Below are 19,825 nucleotides of genomic sequence, written 5' to 3'. Positions count from 1 at the left end.
TGAGTGGATGCGAGGCACCCACCGATGCCGTCGGTCGGTCACGTGGACGGCGGTGATCGCGTTCATGGCCCTGGCGCTCCTGACCACGGGATGCGCGCCCCCGGCTCCGGACGGCCTGCGCGTGGGCATCGCCTACGGTGACCGTCTCGTCTGGATGTCCGACAAGGATCTCGACGCCGCCCTCGATGATGCCGTCGCGGTGGGTGCGCGGTGGGTGAGGGCGGATCTGATGTGGACCCATGTGCAGCCGGATGGGCCGGACACATACCGGTGGGAGGGATTCGACAGAGTTGTCACCGCGGTCGAGGAGCGGGGCCTGGACCTCCTGCCGGTTCTCGGATTCACACCGGAGTGGGCGCGCCCGGCCGATTGCACCGGCAAGCAGTGCCGACCTGCCGACCCCGTGGATTTCGCCGCATTCGCCGGCGCTGCCGCGGAGCGCTACGCACCGCGCGGGGTGCACACCTGGGAGGTCTGGAACGAGCCGAACCTCACCCGTTCATGGGCGCCCGCGCCCGACGAAGGCGCCTATACGGCGCTGCTGAGGGAGACCAGCAAGGCCTTGCGGGACAGCGACCCGGAGTCGTACGTCATCCTGGGCGGACTGGCGGCGACCACCACGAAGGACGGGAACATCTCCCAGACCGCGTTCCTGCAGGGTGTCTCGGCGCGCGGCGGAAACCACCTGGTGGACGCCATCGGCTATCACCCGTACACGTACCCGTTCCTGGCGAGTTCCGTGACGTCGTGGGGTACGCCGTGGGAGCGGATCGAAGGGGCACGGGACAGCCTGAGGAGCGTGCTCGTCGCGAACGGCACACCGAAGATGCCCCTGTGGCTCACCGAGTTCGGCGCGCCGACGAACGGTCCCGGCGCGTCGTCGGACGGCCGGGGGGCCGTGGCGGCGGACACCACGCACGTGCCCGAGGAACGTCAGGCACAGATCGCCACGGACGCCGTGCGCACGGCGGCCTCGACCCCGCATGTCGCCGCGCTGATCTGGTATGCCGAGCGTGATCTCGGTACGGACAGACGGGACAGCGAGAACTTCTTCGGGCTGCGGCGGGCCGACGGAAGCGCGAAACCCGCCCTCGCCGCCCTGCGGGACGCGGTGGCCGGACTCAGCGGCCGGTAGGTGTGGGGGGCAGTGTCCGGAAGAGGTCGAGGTAGCGGTCGGTGAGTGCGGGCCAGGCGTAGCGTTCCACGGCGCGTTGTCTGCCGGCGGCGCCGAGTCGGTCTGCCAGGTCGCCGTCGCGGAGTACGCGTGTGCAGGCGGTGGCGAGTGCTTGTGGGTCGCCGTGCGGGACGATGAGGCCGGTGACGTTGTCGGCGATGACGTAGGGGATGCCGCCGGCGTCGGATCCCACGACGGGGGTGGCGCATGCCATGGCCTCGACCAGCACCATGCCGAAGGACTCGGCCGCGGTGAGCGAGGGGAGCACGAGCACGGCAGCGTTGCGCATCTCTGTGACGAGAGGGGGCCCGGTGAGCGGTCCGGTGAACTCCACGCGGTCGTCGATGCCCAGGCGTTCGGCCAGTGCGGCGTGGTCGGCCGCGGCGTCCCCGCCGCCCACCAGGCGCAGCCTGGCTTCGGGCAGTTCGGACGCCAGGAGCGCGAACGCGCGCAGCAGCACGTCGACACCCTTCCATGGCGAGGCCCGGTCCAGCCTTCCCACGAACACGATCGTGCGCGGCCGGGTGGATGCCTTCGGTCCCGGAGTGAACCGCTCCACGTCGACGCCCGGCGTGATCTGCAGGGCCCCGGGGCGGCCGGATGCCAGCGAGGCGGGTGACACCGCGACCAGTGCGCGGGTGCGGTCGAACACCCGGGGCAGGGCGTTCCGCTCGTAACAGCCCAGGAGCCGGTCGCGGAATCTGTCGCCCTTGACCATGGTTCCGGCGTGGTAGGTCATGACGGCCGGCCTCTTTCCGGCCACCGCGACCGCCAGTTCGCCGAGGCCGGGGACCGGTGCATGGGCGTGGACGACGTCGACGCGGAGCCGGCGGAGCCAGCGGCGCAGCTGGAACGGCCACAACGGACTGACCGGTGTGTTGACGTACCGGCTTGTCCAGGTGCCCAGGCGGACGACCGGTACGCCGTCCTCGACGCCCACCGAGGTGCGCCAGCCGGTCGTGCTCGCGGTGATGACCGCGGCGCGCATCCCCGGATCCGCGGCGACCGCCTGCGCGACGCGGTGCGCGTAGTGCTCGACACCGCCGATGTGGGGCGCGTAATAGGGCGCGACGACGGCGACGGTGCGTGCCCGGCGGCCGGGGTCGGCGGCGCGCTCGAAGACCTCGACGGTACGGTCGCACAGGTCCTCCCAGGGTGGTTCCCCCGGCGTGTCCTCGAAGCTCCGGCGGCCGATCGCGGTGGCCCGGGCCGCGAGGAGCCCGGGCAGGTCTGCCGCGGAGTCCGACACGCACACGATCTCGCGCGCCCGGGAGACGGCCGGGGCCGGGAACGTCCGGTGGACCGGCATCCGTGGGCCTCGCGAGGGCCGGCCGGCGTGACAGGTCAGCACGAGCGGCAGGTCACGGCCGGCGCGGGCCGCGGCGGCCGCGAGCAGCGCTGCGGGGGTGTGGGCGTCGACGAGGTCCACATCCTCCGTCTCGATGATGCGGCGCAGGTCGTGGCCCCAGCGCAGGGCCGGGGGAGTGCCGGGCGCGGCCAGGCGGTACACCGGCACGCCGGGGGGGCCTTCGTGGGACCGAGGTTTCGTCCCCCGTTCCGAGGGTGCGGCGACCACCACCCGGTAGTCGTGACGGGAGCTCAGGAGGCGGGCGAGATGCCACACGTGCAGGGCCACCGGACCTGTGTCGTCGGGCGGGAAATGCGGCGCCACGATCAGAACGGAACGCGGATTCATGAGAACGCTCCTGACGGCAGGTCTGCCGGGCTCGGTGCCGGACTCAGCGGCCGGCGGGTGTGGGGGGCAGTGTCCGGAAGAGGTCGAGGTAGCGGTCGGTGAGTGCGGGCCAGGCGTAGCGTTCCACGGCGCGTTGTCTGCCGGCGGCGCCGAGTCGGTCTGCCAGGTCGCCGTCGCGGAGTACGCGTGTGCAGGCGGTGGCGAGTGCTTGTGGGTCGCCGTGCGGGACGATGAGGCCGGTGACGTTGTCGGCGATGACGTAGGGGATGCCGCCGGCGTCGGATCCCACGACGGGGGTGGCGCATGCCATGGCCTCGACCAGCACCATGCCGAAGGACTCGGCCGCGGTGAGCGAGGGGAGCACGAGCACGGCGGCGTTGCGCATGGCGTCGAGCAGGTCGTCTCCGGGAATGGTTCCGGTGAACTCCACGCGGTCGTCGATGCCCAGGCGTTCGGCCAGTGCGGCGTGGTCGGCTGCGGCGTCCCCGCCGCCCACCAGGCGCAGCCTGGCTTCGGGCAGTTCGGACGCCAGGAGCGCGAACGCGCGCAGCAGCACGTCGACACCCTTCCATGGCGAGGCCCGGTCCAGCCTTCCCACGAACACGATCGTGCGCGGCCGGGTGGATGCCTTCGGTCCCGGAGTGAACCGCTCCACGTCGACGCCCGGCGTGATCTCCAGGGCCCCGGGACGGCCGAAGGCCAGCGAGACCGGGGAACTGGCGACGAGTGCGTCGGCGCGGGCGAACACCCGGGGCAGGGCGTACCGCTCGTAGGCGCGGACCAGCAGATCGACGTCCTTGTGTCCTTGGAGCATCGACCCGGCGTGGTAGGTCATGACGGCCGGCCTCTGTCCGGAGCAGGCGATCGCCAGATCGCCGAGGCCGGGAGCGGGCGCGTGGGCGTGGACGACGTCGACCCCGAGACGTCGCAGCCAGCGGCGCAGCTGGAACGGCCACAACGGGTTGACCGGTGTGTTGAGATGGCGCACCCAGGTGCCCAGGCGGACGACCGGCACGCCGTCCTCGACGCCCACCGAGGTGCGCCAGCCGGTCGTGCTCGCGGTGATGACCGCGGCGCGCATCCCCGGATCCGCGGCGACCGCCTGCGCGACGCGGTGCGCGTAGTGTTCGACACCGCCGCGCCGCGGGGGGAAGTTGGGCGCGACGACGGCGACGGTGCGTGCCCGGCGGCCGGGGTCGGCGGCGCGCTCGAAGACCTCGACGGTACGGTCGCTCTGCCGGTCCCAGGTCAGCTCGCGGGCCACGTGCTCGCGGCCGGCGCTGCCGAGGCGCTGCGCCGTGGTGTGATCGCCGAGCACCGATCCCAGCGCCTCGACGAGGCGCCGACCGTCGCCGGGAGGCACGAGGAGTCCGTTGTCCCCGTCCTTGACGAGCCAGGGGATGCCGCCCACACGGGTCGTCACCACCGGGCGCCCGCTGGCCATTGCCTCGACGAGCACGCAGGGGAAGCTGTCGAAGTGGGTCGGCAGCGCCAGGACGAGGGCGTCGCGGTAGGCCGAGGCCAGATCCGCGCCTTCGACCCGTCCCCGGAACGTCACGTGCCGGGAGATACCCAGCCGGTCGGCGAGCGCCGCGTGGCCGGAGGCCCCCGAGCCGTCTCCGACCACGTCGAGGTGCACCTCGGGAAACTCGCCGGCCAGCTGCTCGATCGCTCGCAGCAGGTCGGGAAGCCCCTTGTAGGCGGCGGACCGCTCCAGCGAGCCCACGAACACGATGCGCGGCGCGTCGGGCACCGGGCTCGCCGGGAAGCTCTCCAAGGACACCCCCGGTGAGATGGTGGTGCACCGGCCTGCGAAGAGTTCGGGCAGGTCACCCGGGATGTAGTCGGAAGAGCACACGATCTCCTGGGCGCGCCCTGCCGTCCGGGCCAGCACCGTCCGCTCGTAGGCCGCGCAGACCAGATCCGGCAGGAGGCGGCCCTTGCGCATCCGGCCTGTGTGGTAGGTCAGCACGAACGGCAGGTCGCCGCAGGCCCGTGCGGCGGCGTCGGCGAACAGGGGCACCGGCGCGTGCGCGTTGACGAGTTCGACGCCCTCCCGCTCGATCACGGTGCGCAGGTGGCGGCTCCAGTACAGGCCCAGCGGTGTGTGGGAGACCCGCAGCGGAGCCGGCAGGCGGTACACCGGGAAGCCCTCGGGGTGGTCGTACCGTCCGCCGTCCGTTCCGCGGGGCGCGGTCGTGGCGACGACGACCCGCATGCCGTGCCGGGATCTCAGCGATCGCGCGAGATTCCAGACGTACTGCTCCAGTCCCCCGAGGGCGGGGGGGAAGTAGGGGGCGGCGAGCAGGACGGCGCGCGGTGTCATGACGTTCCTCCTTCGGCGCGTGTCGCGTCACATGAGACGGGTGCCATGAGGCTTGTGGTCGGGGTTCCCGACGCGGCGCGGGACGGCGGGGTGGTCACGATGACCGTCATCATCGGTCTCCCTTGCTCGGGGAGGGCGCCGGCGTGGACGCCGGACGGTTGGCGGTTCGCCGGCGGGCGAACAGTGCCAGGCAGGCGTAGACGCCGGAAGCGAGGTTGCCTATCAGCCATGCCCAGCCGATCCACAGCAGGCCCCTCGGTGCCCACGCGACGGCGAGGCCGACGGTCACCGCGGTGAGGACGACACCGCTCGCGACGAGGTGCCCGAGGCGTCCGGCCAGCTTGAGCCCGAAGCTGGCCCACGTCCGCAGGGCGACGGCGAGGGCGCCGAGCGTCAGCACGATCAGCGGGCCCCGGGCGTGGTCCACGTAGGAGCCGCCGAACAACCGCAGTACCAGGCCCGCGGCGGCGACGAGGACGACCGAAGCGGGCACCTGCACCGCGGCGAGGATGACGGCCGAGCGCCTGAGCATCTGCGCGAACCGCGTCTCGTCGTAGGAGACCTCGGCCAGCAGGGCCTCTCCTACGTTGTCGGACAGGGTGTTCAGCAGGTTCGCGATCTGGAAGGCGACGAAGTAGTAGCCCGCGGCGGCGGGGCCGAGCCAGTGCAGGGCGATCAGCGGCGTCACCAGGATCGGCACCAGGGTCAGCGCGCTGAACGCGTAGCTCGCGGCCGAGAAGCCGGCCTGCGGGAGCAAGGGGGCGCGGCGCAGCCGGAGATCGAAACGGAAGCCGGCTCTGCGCCACAGGAAGAAGAAGGAGGCGAGCACCGCCGCGGCGCAGGCACCACCGGACGCGGTGACGATTCCGTACGATCCGACGCCCACGAGGAACAGGGGCAGAATGATCTTCGTCAGTCCCTGGACACCTCCGTCGACGACCAGGTTGTACTGGGGTTTGCGGGCGCCGATGAAGACGGCGTCGGTCAGCTGGTTGAGGGCGGCGAAGACGCAGAACGCCACGAAGGCGGCCGAGAGCACCAGGTCGGCTCGCACGAACAGCAGGTCCTGGCCGTACCACCGCAGACCGAAGAGGTAGGCCGACGCCAGGATGCATGCGGCGCCCGTGACGAGGAGTACCGACTTGGTGATCTGCGCGTTCCGGGTGCCCGCCGGGGCGAGGAAGCGGATGAGTGTGCTGTTGAGCCCGAAGAGGCTGAAGAAGGCGATCAGTTCGGTCGCGGAGATCAGGGTGGTGGCCAGACCCACCTGCTCGGGCGGGTAGAGGCGCGCGACGATGATCCAGAAGACGAAGCCGAGCACGGCCATCGCCAGCGACGAGGCCATGAGGAAGAAGGAGCTGCGGGTCAGCTGGTCCTGACGCCGTGTCCGCCAGCCGCCCGAGGGGCGGGCGGGAGGCCTCGAGTACCGCTGCGCGGGCGCCTTCATCGGTAGATCTCCGCTCCCTCGCTGCTGTAGATCTTGTTCTTCGTCTCCTCCAGGAGTGCGGTGGGGTACTTGTAGGTCACCAGGTCACCGCGGTAGAACATCGTCGCTTCGCCGCTGCGGGCCGTCGTCGTGCCCAGCAGGACGGTGGCGTCGTCGCGGACGAGGAGGGGGTGGATGTCGTTCCTCGCCGTGATCGGGACGACCGTCCCCGCCTTGCTCAGGGTGAATCGGTTGCTCAGGTTCTCCGACTGGATGTCCCCGAGTTCGTCGGGGGGAGTACGGGCGGTCAGCCAGGCCAGCGCCGCGCGCTCCTCCGCATGGGGGTAGTAGATGTCGTAGTACGTGCCCGCGTTGTCGAGGTGGAGCTGCGGCGGATTCCCGCCGAAGAGCCGGGGCAGCACGCCGGTCAGGTCGAAGAAGAGCAGCAGGACCACGGAGCAGGCGAGCGATTCGGCCCATCGCCGTCCCACCCATCGGCACACCCACAGCACACCGGCCGCGATGAAGGGCGCGAACACGAAGAGCCCCTGCTGGAAGGCGCGTAGTACGCCGTACTCGACGGAGAGCTGCGGCAGCACGGTGAGCATCCCGATGACCCCGACCATGCCGGCGGTCAGTGTCACCTGGTCACGGGTCGGGTGGAACTCCTTGCGCCGTCCCCAGAGGGCGGTGACGACGCCGAGCAGCAGGAAGACCTGCCACAGCCGTGCGGCTGCCTGCCGCAGGAAGTCCCCGACCGCCGACACGTCGACGCCCCGGTCCTCGACCTGCTGCCCGAGCGAGGTGAGGGGGAGGCGGGGCTCCGGTACGGCCTCGACGGCATCGGCAGAGGTTGCCGACCACGGCACGTACACCCCGGCGGCCCGTTCGGCGGCCGTGTCGCGCAGCGTGACGGTCTGGAAGTCGCGCAGCCGCTCTTCGGGGCTGCTCCGCTCCCCGCCGAACAGGCTGTACGACACATCGGACGACCAGGCCATCGGCTGCCTGCCGCCGGTCACCTCTTGCACGGTGGTGACGAGGGTGGATTTGAGATGGCCGCCCGTGTGGGTCAGCGGGCCGGTCCACACGAGGGCCGCGGCCGCGGCGGCGACGACGATCCACCAGGTCACGAAGGCCTGCTGCCCGGTGGCCACGGGCCGCCCTCGCCGGGTGCGTGAGAGCAGCCGCCAGCAGAAGTCCGCTCCGAGTGCCAGCGCGAGGGCCGCGAGGAAGACGTACGCCGTGGAGTAGTGCGCCAGGACGACGCCGATGGTCAGCACCACGAACGTGATCCGACGGCTGAGCAGCGCCCGGCCTCTGTCGGTGAGCACGACCATGGCGCATCCGAGGAGGACGAAGGCGACCTCCTGACGGGCCAGGAACATCATGTCCGTGAAGAAGGTCGGAAAGACCATGAACAGGACGGCCGACAACAGCGCCACGAACGGAGGCGCCACATTGCGCACCGAGCGGTGGACGAGCACGGGTGCGAGTGCGAACAGGAGAGGCAGGACGGCCTTGAAGACGTACGGGCCGGGGATGTCGGTCAGCCGGGTCCATGCCGTCGGCAGCAGGTTGATGCTCAGGCAGGCGTTGTAGGGGTCGCCGAACGCGGACATGTCCCAGCGGCTCCGGTCCGACGTCAGCTCGAAGACCTCGTACTCGCGCTGTATGTCGTGGCCCGTGATGTACCAGCCGCGCAGCGAGCTGAGGAGCAGGAGTCCGGCGGCGGCGAAGAACAGCCCGACTCCCACGACGGAGGAGGAGTAGCGCCGATGCCTGATCATCAGGAGCGTCAGGAGAGCCGCGATGGTGACCATCGAGGCGACGCTGACCGACGAGCCCAACCCGTTGTTGAGCCGGATCGGCCCCGCGACGGACAGGATGAGTGCGAGCGTGCCCAGGACCGTCACGGCGACGAGGCCGGGCGGCAGGCCCTGCGCACGGGCCCGCAGCCACCGTGCGGGAGCGGCCGGGTCCTTGGCCGGAGGGTCCACGACGGCGGCGACGACCGTGACGGTCAGGGCCGAGCCGATGGCGAGCGCCGGACGGGTGAGGGGCCCGTCCACTCCGACGAGCGGCAGCACCGAGTTGACCGCCAGGGCCACGACGATGGACGAAAGGACGCTCAGGCCGACGGCCAGCAGCACGCGCGCGTCCCGGGTCGACACGATCCGGGAGGCGGGCCCGTACCACACCACGGTCGGCGCGCCGAGGAGGAGCCACACACCGGCCAGGGTCGGCAAGGGCATGAGAGCACCGGCCAGGGTCGGCAAGGGGGTGAGGGCGCCGGGCAGGAGTTCGACGAGAACGGCCAGAGCGGTTGCGGCAAGGACGCCCCGGCGAGCGGCGATGCGCCGTCCGATGCGGCCCGCCGCACGCTCCACCGGCGGGGCAGTGGTCGTGGGGCCTCCTCCGGGCGGGTTCGCGGTCATGGCTGCGCCAGGTCGGGGAGATCGCGGTTGGAGAGGTAACTGACCCCCGGGCGACCGGATATGTGGGTGAGCACCCGCTCCAGACGGTGCCAGTCGCGGTGTGCGTCGACCTCCCAGCTGTGGCCCCAGAGGTGGAACACGCCACCTCGCTCGAGGCAGAGGTCGAACCATCTGAGGGCGAGTTCGTCCCACTGGAGGAACAGCCTGGCGGCTGTGCGCGGCCGCCCCCGCGCCAGGCGGAGGGCGACCGGCCCGTCGACGCGGTGGGCGCACGCGTGGACCGTGGTGGGCAGCTCCAGAGGAGGACCGGCGGTGAGCGAGTTGCGTCGCACGGTGCGCGCGCGCCTGAAGCCCACGGCGCGGGCCGAGTCGATGTGGGCCGCGGTGTACTCGCCGCGCGGATAGCAGAAGCTCGTGACCGCGGTGCCGACCGTCCCCTCGAGCTCCTCCTTGCCGGCGCGCATCTCGTCAGCGGCCGCGCTGTCCGTCAGCCGCGGAAGCCGCTGGTGCGTCAGCGTGTGCCCGCCGATCTCGAACCGCTCGGCCAGTCGGCGGACTCCCGCCGGGGACAGCCGGTCGCGGGCGGCGATCTCGATGTTGCGCGGCGCGATGTAGAACGTGCCGGCGATGCCGTACCGGTCGAGCAGCCTGGCGAGGCGGTCGTCGAGCCGGTGCCCGTCGTCCCAGCTCGTCGTCACCACGACACGGCGGTGCGCTCGGGCCCCTTCGGTCATGGCGTACTCCCCGGTGCCGGAGCGCTCTGGGCGGGCAGCCGGAAGTGCAGACTCTGGCTGCTGTCCAGCAGCGCGACGCGGACGATGACGGACCCCGCACTCAGCGGCAGTCGGGAGACGGCCGACGCGGGAGTGTCGGAGGGCGCGGTGAGGGCCGTGGTGGTCGATGCCGTGGTGCGGCCGTCGGACGCTTCGACGGAGATCCGCAGCTGATGCGTTCGCTCACCCGGCCCGCGGTCGTCCACGGTGACCGGGACGAGCACCGAGTCCCCCGCGACGACCGGGGCGCTGGTGAAATACAGCTCGGTGTACCGGGTCGGCACCGGTGAGAAGGACTGCTTCAGTTCCTTGCGGACCGCGGGCGTGGCCACAGCGACCACGGCGGCCACGACGACCGCCAGGAGGACCAGGACGACCTTGCGCAGGCGAGGCGACATCGGCCTCCTGCGCGGGCGGGGGCGGAGCCGGCGCATCGAGCGGCGGCAGACTTCCGACGCCTCGTTCAACGCGTGCTTGGCAACCGACGGACTGCTCATCGCAGGTCACTCCGTGGGAACACCCGTAGCGGGCCCTGAGACGCTTTCAGCGCACACGCGCGAACACTCAGCCCCGAGCACGCAAGGCGCACATGACCTTCCGATCGGGAGTGATCCCCCATCCACGGAAGATATCCATCATAAAATGATTCTGTCTATTTACGCCGTATACGCCCATAATGTTCCCTGTCTCGGTCAGAGTCAAGACGGCGACGGGAGGTCTCCCGCGCGGCCCCTCCCCTTTTCGGCCGCACGCCATACAGTCGGGTGGTGAGGAGGAACGCTCATGGCACAGGACTCGGCAGCCCGGCCGGCCCGTCGGGCGGGCGACCACGGGCACCGGGGCAGGCTCAGCCGTGAGGTCGTGCTGGCGGCGGCCCTGGAACTCGTCGACCGCGAGGGCCTGTCCGCACTGAGCATGCGCCGCCTCGGTGCCGAACTCGGCGTCGAGGCCATGGCCCTGTACCGCTACGCCAACGGCAAGGATGCGCTTCTGGACGGGCTGGTCGAGGCCCTCTATCTGCGGTTGGAACAGAATCTCGACCACGCGCAGGCCGCCCCCGACGCCGACTGGAGAGCCGGACTGCACCAGATGGCACTGCAGACGTATCAGGCGTGCCTCGCTCACCCCCACGTGGTGCCCCTCCTCGCCACCCGCATGCTGGCGGTTCCCCTGGCGCAACGGCCGCTCGCGGTCCTGAGGAGTCACGAGCGCATGCTCGCCATGTTCAGGGCGGCGGGGCTCGGGCCGGTCCAGACCGCGGCCGCCTTCCGTGCGGTCACGGCCTGGATCCTCGGATACGTCTCCGTGGAGCTGGGGGCCATGGTGGACAACCCCGCGGAGCCCGATCCGTCGTTCCGGCTCGGCCTGCACCGCATGCCGGCCCAGGAACTGCCCACCCTGCGCGAGATCACCCCCGTGCTCGCCGAACGGGGAGGCTACGCGGGCCTCATCGCCGGCTTGGACGCCCTGCTCGACCGTTTCGCGAGCGAGGAGCCGTGAGCCGTGTCAGGCGGACGGTCGGAGCCGGGCCCGGCGGCGGGTGCCGGCGGGCCCGGAGAGCCGGGCGCTCATGCGAACCTCGCCGGGGAGTCGTGGCACCGACCTTCCCGGGGGCGGCCCGCGTTCACGCCGTGCTGCGGCCGGTGAGAGCCTCGGAGGGGTGGGTCGGGCCTTCCGCGGGGAGGGCGGCGGACGTGCTCCTGCGGCGGAACCGGTGTGCGAAGAGCTGACAGAGGTTGGCGGTGCCGTCATGCAGGGCGTGCAGCTTCACTTCACCCCCGCGTACGCGGTACGCGATCGGGACTTCGAGGCAACGGCACCCCGCGAGCGTGGCCGCATTCTTGATCTCCTGAGAGAACGCCATGCCCGTCGACCGGACGTCGAGACTCTGCCAGACGTAGCGGCGGAAAACCCACATGCCCGACTGTGAGTCGTGCAGTCCGTTGCGGAACAGCATGCGGCTCACCATGCTCAGCACGTGATTGCCCATGGAGTGCGTCGGCTGCATCGCGTCGCGGTTGCCGGGGACGAGCCGATCCGTCGTCAAGAACTCGACGTCCAAGGCCTCCAGGACCTTCAGCAGCCCTGGCAGTGCGTCGAACGGGTACGTGCGGTCGGCGTCACCGGTGGCGATCACGTCCCCCCGCGCCGCGTCGAACCCCGCGTGGTAGGCGTTGCCGTAGCCCCGCTCGGGCTGGGAGACCACACGTGCCCCCAGTGAACGTGCGATGTCCCCCGTGCCGTCGGTGGACGCGTTGTCCACCACGACCAGTTCCGTCTCCCACCCCCCTTCTGCCAGTTCCTTCACGGGAACAGCGGCAAGCACCGCGGGCAGATTGGACGCTTCGTTGTATGCAGGCATGACAACCGACAGACTGCTCATCGCAGGTCACTCCGTGTGGAACACCCTTAACGGGTTGTGAGGAATGTCGGCGCACGCGCGCCCCGAGCCTGCGCGGCACCACGCGGACTCCGGCCCGGCGAAGCAACAGCCGGAAGTATCCGCTGTAGAACAACATCGCCCATTTACGACGTATACATACACTTTGCGCCTCTGTGTGGCCGGCGTCAAGAGCAGCGGGATCACAGGGTTCGCCGGGGGAGCGGGCACGTGCCCGCCGCGAAGGCCGCAACCGGCCGGGGCTCCCTGGCGGGGCGCGTCGTGGCGGCGGGAACCCCGGGCGGGCGGAGGTTATCGTCCCGGTGGGTCGAGCACCGCGTCGCGATGCTCGACCCACGCCAGGGCGTCGGCAATTCCCTGTTGCAGGGTGAGACGGGGCCGCCAGTCGAGCAGTCGGCCGGCGAGGCCGATGTCGGGATAGGCGCCCTCGACATCGCCCGGCCGGCGATCGGTCAGGACCGTGGCCAGCGGAGTGCCGGTCACCTCCTCGAAGGCCCTCACGAGCTCAAGGACCGTGGTGCCGGTGCCGGAGCCGAGGTTGACCGCGCGATAGGAGTCGGGCCCGCCCGGAACCACCTGGTCGAAGCGCCGGACGGCGGCGACGTGCGCCCGGGCGAGGTCCCAGACGTGGACGTAGTCACGGATGCCCGAGCCGTCGCGCGTGGGCCAGTCCGTCCCGGTGACGGGGAACGGCTCCCCGGCCAGGTACTTGTCGATCATGACGCCCAGGGCGTGGGACGGCCTTCTGGACTGGAGGCCCGTACGCAGCTTGGGGTCGGCCCCGATCGGGTTGAAGTAGCGCAGGGAGACGGCACGCAGGTCCGTCCCGTGGGCGACGTCCTCGAGCGCGTTCTCGAAGGCGGCCTTGGTGCGGGCGTACGGGGACAGCGGCTCGAGCGGGGCCGTCTCGGTGATGCCCTGGCCGGAGGCGTAGATCGACGCGGAGGAGCTGAACACGAACCGGTGGCACCCGTTGCGCAGCAGGTGCTCGATCAGGGCCAGGCCCTTGACCACGTTCGCCTCGTAGTAGCGCAGCGGTTGCGCGACCGACTCGGGGACGACGATGAGCGCGGCGCAGCCGATCGCGGCCTCGATGTCGGGGTGGTCGGCGAAGATCCGGTCGATCAGGTCGCCGTCACCGATGTCTCCGCGGTAGAAGTCCCGGCCCGCGACGAACTCGGGCCGCCCCGTGGCCAGGTTGTCCAGGACGATGGGGGTGAGGCCCTCGTCCAGGCAGGCCGAGGCGATGGTCGAACCGATGAATCCGGCGCCGCCGGTGATGAGAGTCTTCACGGTCTTCTCCGCGGTCGAGGAAGCACACCGCGCACAGCCTGACGGCGTTCAGTGGCGGTTTGTCATGACTCGTCGTTATTCGCGACAGCATAAGGGCAGTTCGTTCCTCGGCCCCCGCTCCGTGGTTCCGCCTGGTGCCGCACGCGTACGCCTCCGACGCGACGTCGGCGGCCTCATGCCAGCAGTTCCCGGTACAAGGACCCGTACTGGGCCGCGAATCGCTCGGGCCCGAAGGACTCCTCCACGGTCGCCCGGCCGCGCTCCGCGAGCATGTCCCAGACCCGGGGCTGTTCGAGCAGCCAGGCCAGCTGCTGGCCGGTCCTGCGGGCGTCACCGGCTGGAGCCCGCAGAACCGCGTCCCCGAAGTCGGCGAACTGCGGAAGGTCGCTGAGGATGGCCGGCCGGCCGGTGGCCAGCGCCCGCAGCACCGTGAGGGGGATGTCCGCCGTGCCACCGATCACCGGTGGCGGGAAGAGCAGGACGTGCGCCGAGGCCAGCAGGCCCTGCATGTCGTCGACGTAGCCCCGTACCTCCACGTCGGTCAGGCCCCCGGCCCCGGCCCGCTCCCTCAGCTCCCTCTGCAGGGCGACCGAGTTCTGCCCGGGCCGCCCGCCCATGGCCAGGACCAGTCGGAACACCGCTCCGGACGTCGCCGCCTCCGCCGCCGCCTCGACGGCGGTCAGGGCGCCGCCCTGCGCATCGAGATGTCCGGCGAAGAGGACGGTCGGCACCCCCGCGGGGCGGGGGAGGAAGGGCCACTCGCTCAGCCGGATCATGGGAGGGATCACCCGGACGTCGCCGAAGTTCGCGGCGCGCAGCCGGCGGGCCATCGACTCCGACAGGGCGACCGTCGTCCCCAGCGGCCGGGTCCTCGCGAGCAGTCGCGCCTCCATCACACCGGGCACGGTGTGGACGACGGGGCGCGCCCCCAGCATCAGAGGGCGTAGCCAGGAGTAGGCGGGAAAGGCGCGCCCGATCGTCACGAACGCGTGGACCAGATCGGCGCGGCGTGCCGCGACGGCCCCGGCCAGCGCGGCCTCCAGACGGACCGGAACCTGTTTCGTGCCGCCCGGCGACCAGAGACGGACCGCTCGCCCGACGGGCGGCGGCGGTCGGCCGCGACGGGCGGGCCACTGGCAGAACCAGAGGAAGTCCGTGTCCGGCAGGGCTCGGAGGACGTCCCTGGCCATCCCCACGTCCGACCCGTCCGCGCCGTCCAGCGGGCTGCCGGTCAGGAGCAGGACACGCGGCGGCCGCGCGCTGACGGTCATGATCCACGTCCGGGGTGGGCCGCCGGGGCCGTGCCGCCCGGCAGCGGGATCCGGCAGAGCGGGAGCGGCCGGTACGGCTCTCTCCCGGAGGCGGACAGCGGCTCGCCGCGCCCGGTCAGCCGCTCGGCCTCGGCGAGGCCGGTCTCCTGCGCGTCCGAGGCCCGGGTCTGCCGCACGCCGTCGTACGGATGCGGTGACCGCACGCCCCACGGGCGGCCGTACGCGATCGGGGCGGTCAGAGGGTCGTCGGCCATGGCTCGCCCCTCCGGTCCTTCCTCGGCCGTCGCCCGCGGACGGACCCGTCCACCAGACGGCGCGTCAGGGCCAGGTACCGGCCCGTCATCTCGTCCCATGTGTAGTGCTGCGCCGCCTGTCCGGCCTGCCGCCCGAGCGCCCGCCGCGCCCGCTCGTCGGAGGCCAGCATCCGCATCCCGTCGCCCAGCGCGGCGACGTCGAACGGCGGCACGGCGACATCGCCTCCGCCGCGCATCCACCGCAGGGCGGGCAGATCGAAGTGGAGGATCGGTTTCCCGTACGACATCCCTTCGAGCGCCACCAGGCCGAAGGTCTCGTGACGCGACGGCATCACCAGGAAGGCGCTGTCGCGCAGGAGGTCCCGCTTGAGCTCCTCCCCGGCGAACCCCACCCAGCGGACGCTGCCCGGGTGCGCGGCGAGCAGCGCCGCCAGCTTGCGCTCCTCCGTCTGCGTGCCGCTGCCCGCCAGCAGCAACGGCAGCGGAGGACGGCTCAGCCGGTACGCCTCAAGGAGCAGGTCGAGTCCCTTGACGCGGGTGTCGATCCGCCCGAGGAACAGGATGTAGTCGCCCGCGCCGATCCGGGCGTCGTCGAGCTGCCGCTGCTCGACACCGTCGGCGATGACCTGGACGTCCGCCCGGGAACTGAGCCGCCGGACGGCGGAGGCGTCGGCCTCGTTCATCACCACGATGTGCCGGTAGCAGCGCAGCCCGAGCCGCTCCACCAGGAAGAAGGGGATGTGGTACCGCCGCCACAGCGCCTCGGCGCTGCGTCCCTGGTCGATCCCGACGACCGGCGCGCGGGAGAACAGCGGCAGGAAGCTCGTCGAGAACGGCGGCGTGAAGTTCTCCAGCCACGCGTCGTGCGGAAGCCTGCGGGCCAGGAAGGGGAGCAGCGTCAGGAAGAGCAGCTGCCCGGCGCGCGGACCGGCCCAGCGGACCGGGAGGTAGAGGTAACGGATGCCGTCACGGCGGAGGGAGACACCGCGCCTGCCGGCCGTCACCACCGTCACGTCGAAGTCGTCCGACAGCCGCCGGGCGACCTTCTCGACCACCAGGGCGCCACCGCCCCGGTGGTCGGGATTGCCCGCGTCGTCGTAGATCGAGACGACGATCCGCTTCCGCCGCGCCGGGCCCGCCCCCTCCCCGGCGTCCGGGAGACGCCGCGTCCGTACGGTGTCGAGCACCCGCTCCAGCGCCTCCGCCGCCACCCGCGACGGGGCACGCTCGCCGTCGAGCCGCACCACCCGGGGCAAGTGCGAGGCCCAGGCGCGGTGAAGCGCCCACCGCAGGGCCGGCGATCCGGCGGTCCGCTCCCCGCCGCGCCCACGCGACGAGGCGGGAGCGGTCTCCACCAGCAGGGTCAGGTCGTAGCGGCGGACGAGCCGGGTGAAGCGGTCCGAGGCCCGGTGCCCCGGCGGGAGGCCGAACGTCACCAGCCCGTCCAGCGGCCCTCCGTCCGTCAGGAGGATCGCCGGACGGCCCCGGGAACGTGCCGCCAGGGCGCGGCGGGTGGCACGCGTCCGTACGGACAGGTCACCGGCGTCGAGCACGGCGTGGGCACGGCGCGCCCACGATCCCCGGCGCGCGGGATCGGCAGGGCGCCGTACCGTCTCCTCCTCTTCCCTCACCCGTGGAGGAGAGCCGGATCCACGGCACAGGACGCAGCCGTGGCAGTCGAGGGTGGTCACCGCGAAGCCGCGCTGCCGCAGCAGCCCGGCCACGCGCCGGACCAGCGAGGACCTGCCCGCGCCGTCGGGGCCGGACACCGCGATCAGGAGCGGCCGCGCCGTGTTCATGAGGTGCGCCTCCGCAGTCGCTCGGTGACGACTAGCGGCACTCGCAGAGCGACCTCACGGGCCGCCGTGGAAGCCCGCCCGCGGGTCAGCAGGTGCCCGGCGTGCTCCACGCCGGTGCGCAGCGACGTCGATACGGGCAGCGGCAGGGGGAGCCGTACGAGCTCGCCCCGGTCGAGCGCGGCGATCGCCTCGGTCGCGAGGTCCAGGGCCCGGTCCGCGCCCGCGGACCAGCCCTCCCGAGCGGTCTGGGTGCGGGCCTCGGCCATGACCTCGGGCGCCAGCAGCTCGCGCAGCGCGAGGAGTTCGGACAGGTCGAGCGACTGGTTCCGGAACAGTCCGTGGGCCAGCCAGATCCGCAGCCGGTCGGCGGGGCACGGGACGAGCCAGGCGCGGCCGTCGTGGTCGGGGACGGCGTGGGCGAAGAGACGGTCCGTCGCCATGACCGGGACGCCGCGCCAGGCCACCGAGGTGTGCAGCTGGGCCGAGGGACCGTCGGGCGGCTCCAGGAGGACCGAGGTGGACCGCTCCAGCCAGTGCGCCGACCGCTCCACGTACCAGCCGTCGAGCGCCTCCTGGGCGGCCTTCCAGCGGTTCGTGGGGACGACCAGGTCGAAGGTTCCGTTCACGAGATCGCCGGACAGGTCGGCCTTGATGAGCACCGTGGGGATGTCCGCCGCGCCCAGCCGGTCCGTCGACTCGACGAGGTTGCGGCGGAAGAGGAGGGTGGCGTCGCTCACCGCGTCGAGCGTCGCGGCCAGTTGGCGGGGGTAGGCCCGCGCGAGCCGGCCCTCGACCCGGTTGACGCGGGCGGCGGCCAGCGCCGCCCGCAGCTCCTCGTCGGACGCCGGCCGGGGGTCCCCCCGCCAGACGGCGTCGACGAGCAGGCGGAGGGTGCGCTCGGGGTTCTGCCCCGTGCCACGGCCAGGGCCCACCCCGTCCGACCGGGGCCCGCGCCGCTCCGTCCCGTCCGACCGGGTCTCGTACGGCTCGCTCCCGTCCGGCACCGCCTCCTGGGGCACGGCCTCGCCCTGACCGTTGTCGTCCGGCTCGGGGGCGCCGCGGCGGCTCAGGAACCGCCCCAGCACCACAGTGGTGGTCAGGATCGCCGCGAGCAGCCACAGGACCGCTCCGGCGAGGAAGAGCGGGACCCGGCCCAGGTACGAGTCGATGTCGAGCAGCTCGGTGAGCGCAAGCGCGTGCACGGAGTTGACCACTACCACGGTGACCGCCGCAGTGGTGATCCAGCGCGCGCCGTGCGCCGCCGTGACCTCGTCCTGGAGGACGGGCGCGCGGGGGGCGACGGGGCCGGCGGTCGTCATGGCCTGATCCCCCGCGGAGGGCTCGGCGTGCCGACGAGTACGTCCCGGCCGCCGGCGGGCGAGACGGTCGCCTCGCGCACGTCGAGCCTCCTCAGGGCCTCCGGCGCCTGCACCTCGTCACAGCCGTGCAGCAGCCGGAAGCGGTCTCCGGGGTCGTGGTCCGACGCATCGGTCGTGCGTGGCGCCCGACGTGGCGGCCGCTGCGTGGCCTCGGCGTCCCGCGCCATGAAGCGAGTGACGGCCGAGAGGCCGCTCGGAGTGCGCCGCGAGCGCCGGGTGCCCAGTCGTTCCGGCCCTGGCCCGTCGCCGCGGGCGGCCGCCCCGAGGCCGGGCGCGGCGTGCAGCAGGCCAGGGAAGACCTGGTGGGGCGTGATGCGGGCGTGACCGGCGGATGCCGCCGGAGGGGTGGGCGGGGCGTGGCCCGCGGGTCGGGCGGGTCCGGCGGGTTCCGAGGGTGAGCCGTGCGAGCCGCTGCCGCGTCGGTTGCTCGCGGTGCGGGCGCGGACGCTACGGGAGCGCCGGCGCCGGGCGGTCGCCCGCGGGCGGCGTACGGCGGAACGGCAGGGGCGGACCGTGGGCCGGAGCCGGTCGGTGGCCCGCCGTCCGGGATGGGACGTGGGGCGGCGGCCCGGGACGCGGGGGCTACGGCGCCGGGACTCGGCGGAGGGCCAGTCGGTCACCCGTCGCAGTGGATGCGGAGCGGGTGCCGCCGGTGTCCTGCCGATCAGATGTGACCTCACGGGAAAGCTTCTTCCGGCAACCGACCCTGCCAAGGGTCTCTCATCCATCCAAAATGCCTGACTTCCACCGTTAGCATCGGATTTCTGATCCGTCAAGCGTGGTGGGCCCGTTCCGTTCGGCCCGCGAGACGCGGCGACGGCGCGAGCCGGTGCAGCGCGTTGTGCGGGCGCTCGTCGAGCAGCCCGCCCAGGATGCGCGCACCGTCACGCACCGTGCGGGTGTGCGACAGGCCGTGGTGGCAGGGCAGTTCGAGACTCGGCACCTCGGCGATGCGCAGCCCGTAGTGCAGGGCGTGGGTGACCAGTTCGGCGCCCAGCTCCACCCCGTCCTCCCGCAGGTCGAGGAGGTCCACGAAGCCGCGGCGGAAGGCGCAGAAGCCGTACCAGAGGTCGGTCAGATGCTGACCGTACAGCTGCCGGGCGAGGCGCAGCAGCGCGCTGTGGCCGAGTCTGCGCAGGAGCGGGTAGTCGGCGAAGTCACCGCCCGCGATGAAGCGCGAGCCCTTGACGAAGTCGTAGCCGCTCTCCAGGTAGTGCAGGTAGTGCGGGATCTCCTTCGGCGACATGCTGCCGTCGGCGCCCATCAGCACGATGTGCTCGCCGGTGGCGGCGAGCAGCCCCGCGTGCGGGATGTCGCCCGCCTCGCAGTTCCACGGCCCGAGCCTGCGTACGGTCACAGACGCGCGGGCACCGCTGGGGCCGGTGGCCGTGGCGCTGCCTTCGTCCGCCGTCGATTCCCCGGACGCGCTCCCGACCAGGACCACCTCGCGAACCTCGGCCGGTACCTGCTCCAGCAGCCGGTCGGTGTCACGGTCCCCGGGACGCACCGGAATCACCAGACTCACCGTGCGGGTGTCCGCGTCGGGTGAACGGTCGGTCGACCGGCGCATCGGATGTGGCCCGTTACCCATTGGTACG

General features: G+C 72.2%; 16 protein-coding genes. 2 read left to right on the top strand and 14 right to left on the bottom strand.

Annotated elements, in window-relative coordinates; translation table 11 throughout:
* Positions 1-7: 7 nt before the first annotated feature.
* Entirely contained in the window at positions 8-1,135 is a 1,128-nt protein-coding gene (locus tag ACZ3OF_RS13520; protein ID WP_361673311.1) for a cellulase family glycosylhydrolase, read from the top strand.
* Here the strand turns inward: ACZ3OF_RS13520 and ACZ3OF_RS13515 are convergent.
* The 6 genes from ACZ3OF_RS13515 to ACZ3OF_RS13490 all read right to left on the bottom strand — a co-directional run bounded on the left by ACZ3OF_RS13515 (position 1,122) and on the right by ACZ3OF_RS13490 (position 10,228).
* The gene (locus ACZ3OF_RS13515; protein WP_467304569.1) at positions 1,122-2,870 is read right to left on the bottom strand and encodes a glycosyltransferase; all 1,749 of its coding nucleotides are present in this window, start codon (positions 2,868-2,870) and stop codon (positions 1,122-1,124) included. The two genes, ACZ3OF_RS13520 and ACZ3OF_RS13515, sit on opposite strands and share 14 nt — an antisense overlap.
* A 43-nt stretch (positions 2,871-2,913) precedes the next feature.
* Positions 2,914-5,196 carry a glycosyltransferase family 4 protein gene (locus tag ACZ3OF_RS13510; protein ID WP_467304568.1) on the bottom strand — a complete coding sequence of 761 codons (2,283 nt, stop codon included), beginning with the start codon at positions 5,194-5,196 and terminating at the stop codon, positions 2,914-2,916.
* Positions 5,197-5,305: 109 nt separating this feature from the next.
* On the bottom strand, positions 5,306-6,643 hold the full coding sequence (locus tag ACZ3OF_RS13505) for a lipopolysaccharide biosynthesis protein (RefSeq protein WP_361679869.1): 1,338 nt from the start codon (positions 6,641-6,643) through the stop codon (positions 5,306-5,308).
* A complete protein-coding gene (locus ACZ3OF_RS13500) occupies positions 6,640-9,057 on the bottom strand; it encodes a hypothetical protein (protein ID WP_467304565.1) in 2,418 nt (805 codons plus the stop codon). The genes ACZ3OF_RS13505 and ACZ3OF_RS13500 overlap by 4 nt, the downstream gene beginning before the upstream one ends.
* On the bottom strand, positions 9,054-9,791 hold the full coding sequence (locus tag ACZ3OF_RS13495; RefSeq protein ID WP_361679863.1) for a polysaccharide deacetylase family protein: 738 nt from the start codon (positions 9,789-9,791) through the stop codon (positions 9,054-9,056). Before ACZ3OF_RS13495 ends, ACZ3OF_RS13500 begins: the two co-directional genes overlap by 4 nt.
* Positions 9,788-10,228: a hypothetical protein gene (locus ACZ3OF_RS13490; protein WP_467304563.1), complete on the bottom strand. Its 441-nt coding sequence runs from the start codon at positions 10,226-10,228 to the stop codon at positions 9,788-9,790. The genes ACZ3OF_RS13495 and ACZ3OF_RS13490 overlap by 4 nt, the downstream gene beginning before the upstream one ends.
* A 385-nt stretch (positions 10,229-10,613) precedes the next feature.
* Here ACZ3OF_RS13490 and ACZ3OF_RS13485 point away from each other — a divergent pair, with 385 nt between their 5' ends.
* Positions 10,614-11,330 (top strand): TetR/AcrR family transcriptional regulator, encoded by a 717-nt coding sequence (locus ACZ3OF_RS13485; protein ID WP_361679857.1) that lies wholly within the window; start codon positions 10,614-10,616, stop codon positions 11,328-11,330.
* 124 nt (positions 11,331-11,454) lie between these two features.
* Here ACZ3OF_RS13485 and ACZ3OF_RS13480 read toward each other — a convergent pair whose 3' ends face one another.
* The 8 genes from ACZ3OF_RS13480 to ACZ3OF_RS13445 all read right to left on the bottom strand — a co-directional run bounded on the left by ACZ3OF_RS13480 (position 11,455) and on the right by ACZ3OF_RS13445 (position 19,752).
* The gene (locus ACZ3OF_RS13480; protein WP_467304561.1) at positions 11,455-12,192 is read right to left on the bottom strand and encodes a glycosyltransferase family 2 protein; all 738 of its coding nucleotides are present in this window, start codon (positions 12,190-12,192) and stop codon (positions 11,455-11,457) included.
* A gap of 330 nt (positions 12,193-12,522) precedes the next feature.
* Positions 12,523-13,524: a UDP-glucose 4-epimerase GalE gene (gene galE / locus ACZ3OF_RS13475; RefSeq protein ID WP_361679852.1), complete on the bottom strand. Its 1,002-nt coding sequence runs from the start codon at positions 13,522-13,524 to the stop codon at positions 12,523-12,525.
* 173 nt (positions 13,525-13,697) lie between these two features.
* Positions 13,698-14,795: a glycosyltransferase family 4 protein gene (locus ACZ3OF_RS13470; RefSeq protein WP_467304558.1), complete on the bottom strand. Its 1,098-nt coding sequence runs from the start codon at positions 14,793-14,795 to the stop codon at positions 13,698-13,700.
* Entirely contained in the window at positions 14,792-15,049 is a 258-nt protein-coding gene (locus ACZ3OF_RS13465; protein ID WP_361679846.1) for a hypothetical protein, read from the bottom strand. The genes ACZ3OF_RS13470 and ACZ3OF_RS13465 overlap by 4 nt, the downstream gene beginning before the upstream one ends.
* Positions 15,031-16,848 (bottom strand): glycosyltransferase family 4 protein, encoded by a 1,818-nt coding sequence (locus tag ACZ3OF_RS13460; protein WP_361679843.1) that lies wholly within the window; start codon positions 16,846-16,848, stop codon positions 15,031-15,033. Before ACZ3OF_RS13460 ends, ACZ3OF_RS13465 begins: the two co-directional genes overlap by 19 nt.
* Positions 16,845-18,167: a hypothetical protein gene (locus tag ACZ3OF_RS13455; RefSeq protein WP_467304555.1), complete on the bottom strand. Its 1,323-nt coding sequence runs from the start codon at positions 18,165-18,167 to the stop codon at positions 16,845-16,847. The genes ACZ3OF_RS13460 and ACZ3OF_RS13455 overlap by 4 nt, the downstream gene beginning before the upstream one ends.
* Positions 18,164-18,394, bottom strand: a complete 231-nt coding sequence (locus ACZ3OF_RS13450) for a hypothetical protein (protein WP_467304553.1) — start codon at positions 18,392-18,394, stop codon at positions 18,164-18,166. The genes ACZ3OF_RS13455 and ACZ3OF_RS13450 overlap by 4 nt, the downstream gene beginning before the upstream one ends.
* A gap of 605 nt (positions 18,395-18,999) precedes the next feature.
* Positions 19,000-19,752 (bottom strand): glycosyltransferase family 2 protein, encoded by a 753-nt coding sequence (locus ACZ3OF_RS13445; protein ID WP_467304551.1) that lies wholly within the window; start codon positions 19,750-19,752, stop codon positions 19,000-19,002.
* Between the last annotated feature and the right edge of the window lie 73 nt (positions 19,753-19,825).

The organism is Streptomyces sp. NPDC022552 (assembly GCF_055561875.1).
This window is presented reverse-complemented; position numbering and strand designations above follow the sequence as displayed.

What these genes read in the sequence shown, in the direction of transcription:
- ACZ3OF_RS13520 (WP_361673311.1), top strand. Translation starts at nt 8, where the DNA reads ATGCGAGGCACCCACCGATGCCGTCGGTCGGTCACGTGGACGGCGGTG.
- ACZ3OF_RS13515 (WP_467304569.1), bottom strand. Translation starts at nt 2,870, where the DNA reads ATGAATCCGCGTTCCGTTCTGATCGTGGCGCCGCATTTCCCGCCCGAC.
- ACZ3OF_RS13510 (WP_467304568.1), bottom strand. Translation starts at nt 5,196, where the DNA reads ATGACACCGCGCGCCGTCCTGCTCGCCGCCCCCTACTTCCCCCCCGCC.
- ACZ3OF_RS13505 (WP_361679869.1), bottom strand. Translation starts at nt 6,643, where the DNA reads ATGAAGGCGCCCGCGCAGCGGTACTCGAGGCCTCCCGCCCGCCCCTCG.
- ACZ3OF_RS13500 (WP_467304565.1), bottom strand. Translation starts at nt 9,057, where the DNA reads ATGACCGCGAACCCGCCCGGAGGAGGCCCCACGACCACTGCCCCGCCG.
- ACZ3OF_RS13495 (WP_361679863.1), bottom strand. Translation starts at nt 9,791, where the DNA reads ATGACCGAAGGGGCCCGAGCGCACCGCCGTGTCGTGGTGACGACGAGC.
- ACZ3OF_RS13490 (WP_467304563.1), bottom strand. Translation starts at nt 10,228, where the DNA reads ATGTCGCCTCGCCTGCGCAAGGTCGTCCTGGTCCTCCTGGCGGTCGTC.
- ACZ3OF_RS13485 (WP_361679857.1), top strand. Translation starts at nt 10,614, where the DNA reads ATGGCACAGGACTCGGCAGCCCGGCCGGCCCGTCGGGCGGGCGACCAC.
- ACZ3OF_RS13480 (WP_467304561.1), bottom strand. Translation starts at nt 12,192, where the DNA reads ATGCCTGCATACAACGAAGCGTCCAATCTGCCCGCGGTGCTTGCCGCT.
- ACZ3OF_RS13470 (WP_467304558.1), bottom strand. Translation starts at nt 14,795, where the DNA reads ATGACCGTCAGCGCGCGGCCGCCGCGTGTCCTGCTCCTGACCGGCAGC.
- ACZ3OF_RS13465 (WP_361679846.1), bottom strand. Translation starts at nt 15,049, where the DNA reads ATGGCCGACGACCCTCTGACCGCCCCGATCGCGTACGGCCGCCCGTGG.
- ACZ3OF_RS13460 (WP_361679843.1), bottom strand. Translation starts at nt 16,848, where the DNA reads ATGAACACGGCGCGGCCGCTCCTGATCGCGGTGTCCGGCCCCGACGGC.
- ACZ3OF_RS13455 (WP_467304555.1), bottom strand. Translation starts at nt 18,167, where the DNA reads ATGACGACCGCCGGCCCCGTCGCCCCCCGCGCGCCCGTCCTCCAGGAC.
- ACZ3OF_RS13450 (WP_467304553.1), bottom strand. Translation starts at nt 18,394, where the DNA reads ATGGCGCGGGACGCCGAGGCCACGCAGCGGCCGCCACGTCGGGCGCCA.